The organism is Alteromonas australica (genome assembly GCF_000730385.1).
GTDB lineage: Bacteria > Pseudomonadota > Gammaproteobacteria > Enterobacterales > Alteromonadaceae > Alteromonas > Alteromonas australica.
In genome coordinates this window covers 2,484,174-2,497,409 of the sequence record NZ_CP008849.1, presented here as the reverse complement: position 1 = coordinate 2,497,409, position 13,236 = coordinate 2,484,174, and the positions used below count along the sequence as shown (strand labels likewise).

At 44.7% G+C, this 13,236-nt stretch carries 13 protein-coding genes; 8 read left to right on the top strand and 5 right to left on the bottom strand.

Annotated features, from left to right (window positions below; translation table 11 throughout):
* The first annotated feature begins 571 nt into the window (after window positions 1–571).
* Window positions 572–1,177, top strand: a complete 606-nt coding sequence (locus EP13_RS11065) for an exopolysaccharide biosynthesis protein (protein ID WP_197035927.1) — start codon at window positions 572–574, stop codon at window positions 1,175–1,177.
* Here EP13_RS11065 and EP13_RS11060 read toward each other — a convergent pair.
* Both EP13_RS11060 and EP13_RS11055 read right to left on the bottom strand, forming a co-directional pair.
* A complete protein-coding gene (locus EP13_RS11060; protein ID WP_044057339.1) occupies window positions 1,169–2,101 on the bottom strand; it encodes a LysR family transcriptional regulator in 933 nt (310 codons plus the stop codon). The two genes, EP13_RS11065 and EP13_RS11060, sit on opposite strands and share 9 nt — an antisense overlap.
* A 69-nt stretch (window positions 2,102–2,170) precedes the next feature.
* On the bottom strand, window positions 2,171–2,521 hold the full coding sequence (locus tag EP13_RS11055; RefSeq protein ID WP_044057338.1) for a rhodanese-like domain-containing protein: 351 nt from the start codon (window positions 2,519–2,521) through the stop codon (window positions 2,171–2,173).
* A 167-nt stretch (window positions 2,522–2,688) separates the two neighbouring features.
* Here EP13_RS11055 and EP13_RS11050 point away from each other — a divergent pair, with 167 nt between their 5' ends.
* On the top strand, window positions 2,689–3,021 hold the full coding sequence (locus tag EP13_RS11050) for an ArsR/SmtB family transcription factor (RefSeq protein ID WP_044057337.1): 333 nt from the start codon (window positions 2,689–2,691) through the stop codon (window positions 3,019–3,021).
* A 91-nt stretch (window positions 3,022–3,112) separates the two neighbouring features.
* Here EP13_RS11050 and EP13_RS11045 read toward each other — a convergent pair whose 3' ends face one another.
* A complete protein-coding gene (locus EP13_RS11045; protein ID WP_044057336.1) occupies window positions 3,113–3,853 on the bottom strand; it encodes a PRC-barrel domain-containing protein in 741 nt (246 codons plus the stop codon).
* Window positions 3,854–4,097: 244 nt separating this feature from the next.
* The gene (gene maoP / locus EP13_RS11040; protein WP_044057335.1) at window positions 4,098–4,454 is read right to left on the bottom strand and encodes a DUF413 domain-containing protein; all 357 of its coding nucleotides are present in this window, start codon (window positions 4,452–4,454) and stop codon (window positions 4,098–4,100) included.
* 396 nt (window positions 4,455–4,850) lie between these two features.
* Between maoP and EP13_RS19305 the strand changes: the two genes are divergently transcribed.
* The 4 genes from EP13_RS19305 (at window position 4,851) to EP13_RS11025 (ending at window position 6,630) form a co-directional block, all read left to right on the top strand.
* A complete protein-coding gene (locus EP13_RS19305; RefSeq protein ID WP_172655519.1) occupies window positions 4,851–5,015 on the top strand; it encodes a hypothetical protein in 165 nt (54 codons plus the stop codon).
* Window positions 5,016–5,138: 123 nt separating this feature from the next.
* Window positions 5,139–5,975 (top strand): LysR family transcriptional regulator, encoded by an 837-nt coding sequence (locus EP13_RS11035; protein ID WP_044057334.1) that lies wholly within the window; start codon window positions 5,139–5,141, stop codon window positions 5,973–5,975.
* Between the two features lie 16 nt (window positions 5,976–5,991).
* Complete coding sequence (locus tag EP13_RS11030; RefSeq protein ID WP_044057333.1) at window positions 5,992–6,336, top strand: DUF2750 domain-containing protein; 345 nt, start codon at window positions 5,992–5,994, stop codon at window positions 6,334–6,336.
* A 63-nt stretch (window positions 6,337–6,399) separates the two neighbouring features.
* Window positions 6,400–6,630: a DUF2789 domain-containing protein gene (locus tag EP13_RS11025; protein WP_044057332.1), complete on the top strand. Its 231-nt coding sequence runs from the start codon at window positions 6,400–6,402 to the stop codon at window positions 6,628–6,630.
* Between the two features lie 9 nt (window positions 6,631–6,639).
* On the opposite strand, the gene EP13_RS11020 is transcribed toward EP13_RS11025, so the two are convergent.
* Entirely contained in the window at window positions 6,640–7,296 is a 657-nt protein-coding gene (locus EP13_RS11020) for a YceH family protein (RefSeq protein ID WP_044057331.1), read from the bottom strand.
* A gap of 252 nt (window positions 7,297–7,548) precedes the next feature.
* On the opposite strand from EP13_RS11020, the gene EP13_RS11015 reads away from it, so the two are divergent.
* Entirely contained in the window at window positions 7,549–8,859 is a 1,311-nt protein-coding gene (locus tag EP13_RS11015) for a ribonuclease J (protein ID WP_408605297.1), read from the top strand.
* A gap of 94 nt (window positions 8,860–8,953) precedes the next feature.
* On the top strand, window positions 8,954–13,132 hold the full coding sequence (locus tag EP13_RS11010) for an EAL domain-containing protein (protein WP_044057330.1): 4,179 nt from the start codon (window positions 8,954–8,956) through the stop codon (window positions 13,130–13,132).
* The last annotated feature ends 104 nt before the right edge of the window (window positions 13,133–13,236 follow it).

The following is a 13,236-nucleotide window of genomic DNA, read 5'->3' as shown; positions in this document are numbered from 1 at the left end:
CGTCAAGGCGCATGGGGTTTATTTTTAAATAGAATCTCGTTTTGAAGTGAAAACCCTGTTCAATTTTGCAAACACACGCCGACTATGGTTCACAGTTTTGCAGGTAGTATGCCAACAAGCTATAAGTGCACTTAAGTGGCGTTCAGTGTCTGCGTTTTAAGCACCCAAAATGTTAAAGAACAGCACGTCAAATCTCTAAGCGGGGCGGAGGCCGTTTTTTCGCGTACCGCGTGACAATACGGCCAGCATGACGTCATTTTGTTGAGTTTTCCTAGGGTATATCGTTCAGATAACCGCGCAAAATGCGCTTTCGGTGTGTGGCATATAATTAGCATTATCTCTATGGACTCTGGTCTGCTTTAACGTCATGTGTAGGTCATTTCACAGCAATATAAAGAATGGAAGTTGGCGGTAAAAATGGCTTTATGTTGATGTAGTTAATTGTTTTATATCTGTTTTTATAATTTTGAAGGTGGGTTTATAGCAACAAGCATAGCAACAAGCATAGCAACAAGCATGGCAACAACGCAGGCCGGACATTTAGGGTAAAAATAACCGACAGGGAATGAAAATGTTGCACGGTAAGGCTGAACGGTCAATGACCTTATATGAGCTGCTAGGCAAAATGCAGCCGAAACCTGATACCAACAGCATGTGTTTCGCAGACTTTTGGCAGGCATTAGAAAAGCGAGGATTTGGCCCCATGTTGGCGATGCCTGCGTTTATCGCGTCTACGCCCATAGGGGCAATACCGGGCGTACCATCACTGACTGGCGTGACAATATTACTCATTGCTCTGCAAATATTACTCGGTCGTCGCCACCCTTGGTTACCTAACGCCATTATGAAGCTCGAAATTGAGGGCGATCACCTCCATACGGCGGTTACGAAAATGAAGCCTTATGCATTAAGGGTTGATAGGTTTCTGATTCCTCGTTGGTTTTTCATGCGCCAACCTATTTTTCGCTCGTTAATCGCCCTGAGTTGTGCATTGTGCGGACTTATCATGGTGCCTTTAGAACTAGTACCTTTTATGGGGCTAATACCGGCGGTGGCAGTCCTCATTATGGCCATAGGTATGGCTACCGACGACGGCGCGGTGGCGTTGTTGGGTTTATCTATTGCTACCTGTGGTTTCTTATTGAGCGGCCAGCAAATAATGCAAGGATTAACATAAAGGCTCACCGCAAGGTTGCAACATACCGTGAGCCGAGGGGAGATTCATGGTTTGGTATCGCAGTTCTCCAATGAAAGAGCGCGCCGCCGGCCCCAGTCCGTCACCATCTTCAAATGATAAGTACAGCAGCGACTTACGTAACCCCCCGTTATTACCAAGGGGCAAAGGAAGTAATGCTCCTTCTTCTAATTCTTTTTTAATAATCGCAATGGGCAGCCAAGCAAAACCAAGTCCTTGGGAAATGATATCCACCGACGTACGAATATGGCTGACGGTCCAACGTTGATCTGCACCAAGCCAGCCAACATCCACTTTGCGTTCAGCAGAGGAATCTCGTACAACGATTTGTCGATGAGACTTGAGATCTTCTAATGTTAGCGGCCTGTCCAGCGCATGTAATGGATGGTCGGGATGTGCTACCGCTGCAAATTCGATTTCGCAGAGATCTTCACTAAACCCCGTGGGATAGGTAAAAGGTGATATGGCGATATCTACATTGCCACTATTGAGCATTGAATTTGCGCCCGACAATACCGTTTCTTCAATTTCTATGCGTAGCAAGGGGAACTCCTCAGACACTTTATTTAAGACGTTATAAAGTAAGTCTGAGGGAAAAATAATGTCTACGGCAATTCTCAGCAGCGTTTCTGTACCCGCTTGTAAACTGGTTGCTACCGCCTCGAGTTTTTGTGCTTCATTGAGTAAAAAAGTGGCTCGACGGTACATAAGTTCACCTTGAGCTGAAAGCTGCACTTTTCTACCCGTATTTTCAAATAGCTCAACGCCAATGGCATGTTCTAATTTTTGCACAGCATGATGCACACTGGATTGGCTTTTATGCACCACAGCGGCCGCTTGATTAAAGCCTCCTGCGTCCACAACCGCCTTAAACATGCGCCATTGTTCCAACGTTGATTTTAGCATGGTTTAACTTTCTCAATTCACTGCGGGGATTAGGGGGTTATACCATATTGAAACTGGCCTTAGTAAGCGTTAATCGGTTACTGCTGCAATAATATCGTCCACCGCACAAGTGACTACTGAAACTTGCTCGTAGCCCATAAGCATGAGTTGCTCTGCCGCCAAAGAGGCACGCACCCCAGACGCGCAGTGGATATATATAGGCCGATCTGCTTCTTTTACAAGTGCCAGCATCTTCATCTCTAAAATGCCTCTTGGAATGGCCGTTGCTTTATTTACCGGTTTTTCGGCCACTTCACTGGCTTCCCTTACATCTAAAAGTAACCCTTGATTTTTCTCAATCTCAAGCGCCGCTTCTTTGGCAGTAATTCGACGAATAGGTTTCTCAATATTTTTTAATCGAGTAGGGATATCTATTAGCACGTAAAATCTCCTATTTAGTATATAATGATAATATTATATATAACATTTGATGGAAAAGAAGAACAGCACTGTCAAGGTTAGACAGTCAATTTGGGCTTTTCGATAAACCTTATATACTTTAGTATAATGCATTAAGGGGTTTCCCCAATGAAAAATGAGAACATTTTATGCTAGCGACTCTAAAGCTCGACCCTTCAGCAATGCATCAACATGCAGCAGATGCTGAGCAGTATTTAAAGCAAATTGCTAATAAAACCCGTTTGATGATTTTGTGCAATTTGCTGGAAAAAGAACGATCTGTAAGCGAGTTATTGGACGTGGTAGATGTTTCACAGCCTGTGATTTCTCAGCATCTGGCCCTCTTACGGGAAGCCGCATTGGTGGCCACAAGAAGGGAAGGGCAAACGATTTATTATCGTCTTGCTGACGAACGTGTTACCCAAACGATGGCGTTACTTTATCAGTTTTTCTGTGCGTCAGAAGAGGCGCTGGCTGAATAGACGAGATTGCTGTTCTCGCCAAATTCGTTTTTCATGAGTAAATTGGCAGTGAATAAAGGCGGCCACGAATCGCTAGCCGCCTCTCAAGGCTTTATTTAGCAATTTGATGGACGATATCGGCAATGTATTCACCATTACCAAGTTTATCAATGTCAATGTCGGGGCGAGCCATCAGTCCATCGTGGTCTAATTTCACACTGACTCTGTGAGACGACCAATCAATTTGAAGAATATCCGTGGGCAAGAGGGCTAGTTTTTTTCCACCCGGTAACCAATTGTTGGTGTCTACCACCAATAACCGTATTGCCCAATTTCGGGTGTCGACGACAAAATCACAAATGTGCCCTACATTGTCATCTGTGGTGGCTACCTCGTAACCTGAGACTTCGCCACAGGCGCGAAGATGGTTTTCTTTATTTGCTGACAAATCTTCTCGGGCTTCGTCCATTAATTTGGGGTCGGCGAGTTCAGTCGGGTGAGAAAAGTCGCCCCAGGCGCCGGGCCCTATCCAGTAATAACCATAGCCGAAATAGCGGAATAACGTTTCTTCATATTCTCTGGACACCGGCTTGTGTTCATCAATGGTTGGGCTGTTTTTAAGTGTTTCGGCGTCCATGGCCACATCAATCGTGTCATGATCGCGATTAATGATGGATACCGATATAGGGGATATGACCACTTTGCGACTCAGTGGTAGCCAAGTATTGGTATCAGCAACCAAATAGCGTATTACAAAGCTATCATCATCAAACAAAATATCGCGTATGCCGCCAATATCCTTGTCTGTTGCATGAATCGAAAAATGTTTTAACTGTTTGTAAGTTACCATCATCGTTGCGTCTCCTTTGCCTGCGGCTGGGGTAATTCGATGTCGACCTACTTTTCATTAGGGGAAACTGTCACGTTATCGCCTAACTAAAGTGTAGTCCTTCAAAGTAGATATAAAAAGCTATATTGGTTTGTTCGGCAAGATGATTGAGACAGATCAGAATTTATCGAAAACTACGGGAGAAAGGAGACGTGCTTTACCGTTTATTACTAAGCGATAAAGCACAACGCGCCGTGAAGAGGCCGGTTTAGGCTACGTCAAACTCTTCATCGGTATAATCGTCATCGTAATCAGATTGATTACTGGCGCTGCTATGCAAGGTATAAAAATGTTTTTTGCCACGAGAGAGCCTTACATACTTTGCCCATGCTTTTTCGACAGGGTTAATGGCTTCTGCACGCCCAGAGATAAAATCCACGAAGTGTTTCTCATCTTCTGATTCGGCTTGTAGCTCACCGGTTTCTAAAGCATTGAGGGTTCTACCATAAAGCGAGAGTAAGTTCGCTTCACTAATACTGAAATCACCCGACTTTTTAAAGCCGTAAGGAAACTTCACACGGTCAATAAAAGGTTTTGCAGAGGTTCGAATAGCTATGTTGTTCATAACAGTTCCAGCGTAAGTTGATGTACAAGCGCACTTTTAAGCCAAAACTCATTTAAGTTGAAACAAAACTTTTTTTTCTTATCAATAAAAAATTTTGTTGCAAGGATTGCCACGGCGTTTATTTACCATCATACACCTACGGTATTAGTATGGAGTGAGATTTTCCTTGGTTTAAGTTTATGAAATTAATGAAGTAATTTGTTTTCCTCTGCCGCTGTTTCGGTATCGTGGCTATACGCTAGATAGCGTGGGAAGTGGCATTTTGCCTTCGCCAGACGTGGTCTGTTTTGAAATTTCATTTTATTAAAATTTATTGTCGAAACGATGATAAATATTCGTTTTTCATTTGAAGAGCAAAGCGAATAATGAAGGGGTGTTAATTACCAAGAGATGACAATGAGTAAAGACTATCGTTACCAACGTGAAGAATGGGACTCGGTAGAAGACGAAAGCTTCCCATCTAAGCGCAGCGCAAAACGTCATGACCACGTTAAAGCGAAGCAAAAGCGAGACGAACAGCGTCGAGAAAAGCTACGTAGATTACAATCGGAGAGCTTTTAGCCTACTTGATTGAAATTTGACTAAACACACTGCGGATCGCAGTGTGTTTCTGTGCTTTTTGGTTTACATCACGTATTATCTGTGACAGTTTACTTTCATCAGTTCTACGGTTATGTAAGAAGCATGGACATTCGCTTTCTCACCACATTTATCGAAGTTGCTAATACACGTCATTTTGGCAAAGCAGCGGAGAACCTTTATCTTACTCAATCTGCAGTAAGTGCGCGTATTAAATTGCTCGAAGAGTATTTTCATTCCACGTTATTTATCCGGCAAAGAAACAGTATTCAGTTGACTCAGTCAGGTGAAAAGTTATTGCCCTATGCCCAGCAGCTTTGCAGTACCTTGAATGAAGCTAAGCAAGAACTGCAAATTCAATCTTCTGAGTACGTCGTTTGTGGCGCTACCCAATTGGCTAGCGAATTAATTTTGCCATCAACACTTAAAGCGTTACACGCTGATTTTCCTGATTGGTCGGTGAAGGCGGAAGTGCTGACGTTAGACAGTTTGTCTCGGCAGCTGCATGAGCGGGTGACCGATTTAGCTTTTTCCACGGAACCGCTAAAGTCAGAAGAAGTGAACAGTCAAATACTGTTAGAGAAACCTTTAGCACTGTATCGCGTGGGTGATGCTCAGGCCGAGGTCAGCGCGAGTGACTTTGTGGCCATCGACTTTGGCAGTAAAGCGAGAGATATCCTGCTAACACTTTACCCACAATTGCGAGATGCAAAATTAAGAACTAATTCACTCACCTTGGCATTAAATAATTTATATGCTGAAGGCGGCATTGCCGTGTTACCTGAAGATGCCTTTGTGCATCTACCCGCGCAAACGCCGATAACGAAAATTCAGTCACTGGAAAATATATCATTGAAGGTTTACCTTCATACAATGAAACAGGTTCGACGAGTAGGCTTGCAAGGCCTCATCGACGGTATCTCGTCTATTAATCCAGCCTAACTATTAAGAGATCCTTATGACTCATCCTTTGCTTGAAAAAAATGCGTTTGAACGCTTAGAAGCCAGTTTACAGCAAATTAAAAACGCTAAAGAGTTGTTTATCCTAAAAGATGAGCACGGCTGCGTTATGCTAACCACAGATGAAGAAGACGGCGTACCAGTATGGCCTGATGCCAGCTTAGCGGCGCTGTGGGCAACGGAAGACTGGTCGGATTGTGAAACCATGGCTATATCTACCCAAGATTTCCTAACGAAGTGGGTGCCAGGCATGACACAAGATGACCTCATGGTGATGGTATGTCCTGTGCCCGGCGAAGAGGGCGAAGTGATTACTCCTGCACACTTTGCTGAAAAAATTTAATGATCTGCTGATCTCCCTGATCCGTTTAAACCCCAACGGCAAAATGGACGACACGGAGGGAGTATGTTTGTTGAACAACCCACAATGGCGAGCTTATTTGGGCAGCTTGGGCTAGATAGCAGCGACCAAGCTATTGACCGCTTTATCGAGCAACATAAAGGGCTTAACAAGAGTCAGCACCTGAACGAGGCGCCGTTTTGGACGCCGAGTCAGGCTGCGTTTTTAAAAAATGCGATTGAAGACGATGCCGATTGGGCCGAAGTGATAGACCAACTTAATGTCGCTTTGCACTAGTCTGTTTGATTACGCCTGATTTTGCGCGTTTTCAAGGGCGTTTATTTTGGCTTCCAAGTCTGTCACCAGTGATTTCACGTGGGAAAGTGACTCTCGAAGCTCCGCGATGGTTTCAGCTGCATCTGGGGCTCGTGATGGGGTTTCGTCAGCGGTGAGCGGTTGGGAAAACAGATGTCGGTAGCGCACCTCCCGTTTTCCTGCTTCTTTCGGTAATGCGCAAATAAGCGGGTTAGGTTGGTAGGCGATAAGGCTGTTGATGGTGGATTCCACATCACCAACATCACTAAATTTAGCGAGTCGTTGGCATCTTCCCCTTAACTCCCCTGGCGTTTGAGGGCCGCGAAGTAATAACTCGGTGATAATGGCCTGCTGGAATTCGCTCAATTTAAGATCGCCAAATTCGGTGTTACAAAACCGATGGGCATATTTGGTCACGCGGCTGCCAAACCCAGATTCTAATTGAATTAATCGCTTTGCTTTTAAACTGTCTAAGGTTTGAATGATATCGTCTTCAGAATACTGGGTCACAGGAAGGCGATTACTTTTCTGATTGCAGCCGTTGGTCAAGGCATTGAGTGACAAAGGGTATTGCTCGGGAGTTGTAACAGATTTCTCTAACAGCACGCCAATAACACGTGCTTCATTTTCAGTCAGTGTTATCGTCATAGGATAATCCACGCCAATTTATTTATAGTGCAGTGTAGCAAAAATTTTATCACATGCTAGCTTATCGGTGAGGCATTCATAATGCATTTTAGTCAGCGTAATACAAATGCAATCTGGAATGCGGTGGTTGCCTATTCTGTTATGGTATTTTTCATCCTAAGATGATGGGATTAAAGGAGTAGTTTGGGTTTGTTATCACCGAAAAAAGAGGACTTTTGGTTTTTACCATTAGGGGGCACTGGGGAAATTGGAATGAACCTTAACCTCTATGGCCACGATGACAGTTGGCTAATGGTAGATTGCGGGGTGTCGTTCGATGAACCTTTGATCCCTCAGTACAAACACAATGGCGATAGTGTTCAAAATCATCATCGTATTGTGGCGGCTGATCCTACCTTCATTGTGGAACAGAAAGACAAATTAGCGGGTATCGTTATTACCCATGCTCACGAAGATCACGTGGGTGCAATTCCGTATTTGTGGGACAGATTCAAATGCCCCATTTATACCACATCGTTTACCGCAGAAGTGCTAAGACGAAAGCTCGCACAAACTAAACTCGCCAATAAGGTGCCCATCGTAGAGGTTTCTCATCGCGGTGCAATGCACCTGGGGCCGTTTAGCGTAGAGTGGCTGGCAGTCACTCATTCATTGCCTGAACCTTATGCACTAAAAATTAGCACCTGTACTGGCACAGTACTGCACACAGCTGATTGGAAAATTGACCCTCAACCTGTGACAGGGCAGCCATTCGATAGCCAGGTGTATAGAAACTTAGGTAACGAAAATATTCTCGCCTTAGTGGGTGATTCCACCAATGCCGTAAAACCTGGTTTTTCGATTTCTGAACGAAACTGTTATGACGGGTTGTTAAGTACAGTGAAATCACAAACTGGCCGTGTGGTAGTAACCTGTTTCGGTAGCAATGTGGCGCGCTTAATTTCATTAGCTAAGGTGGCGAAGAAAACCGGGAGGTACATGGCCCTGTATGGGCGCTCTCTGGTTAATATGTACGGTATTGCGCGCCAACAGGGGATATGGCCAGACGATTTGCCCCTCGCCGATGCCCATCATCTTGGCTACCTTCCCCCTCAGGAAGTGTTAGCGGTGGCTACGGGCAGTCAAGGTGAGAAAAACACCGCGCTAGCTCGCATGGCAAAAGATGTCCATCCGCAAATCGCATTAGATAAAGGGGATACGGTGATTTATTCTTCCATTGTCATTCCAGGCAATGAAGAAAGCGTTGGGAGACTCAATAACGCCCTTAAAGCGCGAGGCATTGGTGTGATATTAAGTGAGGAAAGCCAGTTACCCGTGCATGCCAGCGGCCATCCTTGCGCCGAAGAACTCAAGTTGATGTACCACTGGGTGAAACCGAGTATCGCTATCCCCGTGCATGGTGAACGCGAACACCTATTGGCCCATGCCAATATTGCAAAGCAAAGTGGTGTGACTAAGCATTATGTTGGCGAAAATGGCGACCTCTACCGTTTAGCCCCGCAAGCAAGTATTCGGCGTCAGGTGGTAAAAACGGGGCGCATCCCCCTTCAACACGGCGAATAAAGAAGTTTTAGCTAAGTGGGTTTGGTGCTCCAAATGGCTGAAACATTCTGATACACTTATATTTATAACAATAATGTATAAATATCGAACTCTCATGCAAGCGAGCTTACTGTTTTTCCTGTTTGTACTCACCGCGCTAACGGTATTGCCCTCGGCTGCTGAATCGCCCCGATTGCCCAACCCTGTATTTCAGTCGCTTTCTACCAAAAATGGGCTGCCACAGGATGTGGTTAACGATATCCTGATCGATCCCCATGGTTTTGTTTGGATTGCGACAGATGGCGGGGTGGTCCGATGGGATGGCGTAAGAACGTTGGAGATAAAAGGGCCCGACGACATCTTCGTTAATGCCACTATAAATAAACTGGCGTTAGAAGAAGGCCGTGCCTTATGGATAAGCACCTATTCCTCGGGGGTTTATCGACTTGACCTCGAAACACAACACGTCACACAAACTATCTCGCGACCATATCATAATATTACTGAATGGAAGCAAAATGCGGAAAGCTTCTTTACGCTCAATGAAGATGAAGTGGTTGTAGCCTTACCTGAAGAAGTAATTCGCTATACGGTTTCATCAAACCACATTGACGTTTTATATTCACTGGAACCACAACTTGTCGAGCAAGGCCATATTATTCGACATGCGACTGTGGTGGACAATGTGCTTATCGTGGCAACGACCAACGGGGTAAGAGCCCTCGACTTGTCGAATCCTGATGGGGCAGTTGTCAAAATTAATTACCTGAAAGAGATTGTCGAGAACGAAGACAATACCAATACGAAGTGGCTCATGTTAGATGACGCTAACCGTTTTTGGATAGGTACGGTGAAAGGGCTTTATATGAGCCCGAAATCTGCCCTTTTGCGCCAGGTTAGGCAAGGCGCGGCAAGTGCGTTCGCGCAAATTCTTTCCTCCACGAATGTGTGGACCATGGAGCCATCTCAGGAGGATGCATTCTGGCTAGGTTCAAATAAAGGGTTATATGAACTGAGCCTTGGTAGAGACGGCTGGAAAGCGGAGCATATTTTTGTTCCCCACAACGGACGCACCGAGCTTTCAAACAAGAAAATCTCTGCCATTGTCACCGATAATATCGGCAATTTATGGCTAAGCTCTGTGTATGGAGGTGCGTTGTATTTTAGTGTTCGAAGCGCTGATATTTTTGCCATTCAGGGGAATGATAAAAGAGGTGAGCCGCTGCTAAGTGACAATATGGTGTGGTCACTATCTCAAACCGATAACGATGGGCTTTGGATTGGAACTGAAAACGGCCTGAACCTTTATGATTTTAGTCGCGGTGAGGTGCAATCGTATCTGGTTACCGAAGAGGATGGCATAGAAGGGGAAGCGATGATCGAGCGCATTGTACCTACCAATGATAATCGATTATTTATTCAAACATATGAAGGCATTCGTATTTTTGACCCTAACAGAGGGGTGGCGTCAATGCCGCCGATATCCGGCAGTGAAAACCCTGATATTTTCAATAATTGGTTGCCTGGTATAGCATCGGATGACGCAGGCTTATTGTATTTTGCCGATGGCCATGAATTCTACCGTTATGATTTAACCGCCCAAACTGTCAGCGCTTTACCGCTAGACCCCGCTGTTTTTGATACCCATTATTTTGTGAGCTTCTTAGGGCAATCTGATTACCATGGTGGGCGTATGTTCATGGCAATGGAGGGAGGGCTTTGGCTAGTGGATTTAGCTACCTTTGAACATGAAATGGTGTTCAGGTTTACCGAAAAGCAGCGGGCAGTAGGGCGGTCCATTTCCTCTTGGGTAATTGACGACTTTGGCGTGCTCTGGCTGGGGTTTAATGGCTACGGCCTGTTTGGATTAGATGCTGACACCTTCGAGCCTATTTACAAGCTCAACGAAGACAACTTACTGCTATCTAATATTGTTTATGGTTTAAGAAAGGACGATAAAGGCAATTTATGGTTTAGTTCCCATAGTGGCCTGCATAAGTACAGCCCGTCTACTTCGTCGGTGCAAAACTTTGTGTATGGTCGGGAGTTGTCAGTCTCTGAATTCAATGAAGGGGCGGCGCACACCCTGCAAGACGGGCGCCTTGCGTTTGGTTCTACCACTGGGGTTATCGTATTTTCTCCAGAAAAAATCAGTGAAAGCATTACACGGGCAGGCTTATTATCAAAACAGATGGTGATTACTCACGTCTCTATTGATAGTCGTAATTTAGCTTTACCGTTAACTAATCTCAATGGCAAAAGTATCGCACTAGAGCATACAGATTATGGTCTTTCTATTCACTTTTCAGCCATGACGATGAGTAAAATAGGAAAGCTCAAATACCATTATAAATTGCTTAAAAACGGGCAAGTGGTAAGCGAAGGTATTACCGAAGATGAGAAAATTACGTTAGCCAATCTTGATGCGGGGGAGTATCAATTTTCAGTAGGCCCCACACCGGGAAGTTTTGAATATACTGTGCTGCCCGCTGAAATCTCAATCAAGATGCCGTATGCGCCTTGGCTTTCTCCTTACGCTTATGCGGCATATATCACGCTGATTGGCTTACTTTTCTTTAGTTATCTCATGTCGCGTCAACGCCAGCTATTTAGATTGCAGAATGCGCAAAAGCAAGTCGCCCTGTTTAGCGACGCTTTTAGGCAAACCCGCGATTGGGTGATTATCTTCGATAAAAATAAAGCCCCCGTGGCGGCCAACCCCGCCTTTGAAACTGTGTTTGGGTTTAATGCTCGGGAGTCGTTAGCAAAGCAATTACAGCGTTTGGTGGGGCGTTATCCATTATTACAAAAGCAATTGCTAGGGAGTTTAACGCAGCTTAAAGGCGGCGAGTTTTGGAAAGATGAAGGGGAAATAGTTGGCGCAGACGGGAAACACTACGACGTTCTTATCGACATTACCGCTATCAGTGATGATGAGGGGAACCCTGATCACTACTTGTTAGTTATTTCGGACATTACAGAGCAAAAAAACGCTGAACGTAAATTACTAAAAATAGCTAACTACGACAGCTTAACTGGCTTGGTAAACCGAAGTTTATTGCTCGATAGGTTGGAGCACGCCATTGGACATGCACGGGTGCACAACCACAGAGTGGCAGTCATGTTTGTCGATTTAGACCGCTTCAAAGGTATCAACGATTCCCTAGGTCACGACTATGGCGATAAACTATTGCGTGTAGTGGCCAATAGGATGCGTAATCTGGTGTCAGATTTAGGCACAGTTGCGCGCTTAGGCGGAGACGAGTTTGTTATTGTGGTAGAAGAGGTAAGCCTTAGCGAGGACCTAAGTTCGTTTGTAGGGCAACTTATAGAGTCGGTAGAAACCCCTATTTCCCTGGCAAGCGAAGTGTTGCGAGTGTCGTGCAGTGTAGGCGTTGCGTTTTATCCTGATGATGCCAGTGAACCGGCGGAACTGATTAAACAGTCTGATGTTGCCATGTATACAGCAAAAAAAGACACCCTTAATGGTTTCACGTATTTTACTAAAGACATGAATGATCGCGCTCGACAACGGTTACATGTAGAAAATTTGGTTAAGCGTGCTTATTCCGAAAAATGTTTCTTTAATCATTACCAGCCTATTATCGATGCCAGAAATAAACGTACCGTAGGAGTAGAATTATTGCTAAGAGGGGAGTTGGATAATGCGCCTATTTACCCTGATACTTTTATTCCGATACTTGAGCAACTGCGTTACATCATTGATGTGAGTCGCCAGGCGATGCGTCGGGCAGCGCAAGATTTATCAAATTGGTATAAAGAGGGGTTTACCGGTTATGTGTCAATTAATTTATCGGCGTTGCATTTTAAGACCGAATTTGATCTGGCGGGAGTATTAGCCTTACTCGATGAGTTTCACCTCCCCAAAACCGCTTTTCGGTTTGAAATTACCGAAGGTGTGTTGATGGATGACAGCGACAATGCATATCGACAGATTTCTCGATTTGTTGAAAAGGGATTTGTATTGGCTCTGGATGACTTTGGCACGGGTTATTCATCGTTAAGCTATTTAAAACGTTATCCTCTTTCTGTCCTTAAAATCGATAAGAGTTTTGTGAATGAGATGGCACCTGGAAACGCGAATGATGCCCTTGTGAGTACGACCATTACGTTAGCGTCTAGCCTCAATATGCAAAGCATTGCAGAAGGCGTAGAAACAGAATCTCAGGCAGAGTGCTTGTTGTCAAAGGGCTGCATATATCACCAAGGTTACCACTACGCGAAACCTATGCGGGCTGAAGATCTCACGCCTTATCTTTTCAGGCAGTGGTAATTATCACAATACGAAAGCGTCAACTATAATAAAAGTAAATTTTACCTGCCACGCCACGTCATTCGTCGCATGGAATGTAAACGTGCGTTTAAAAAGCTTGTCAT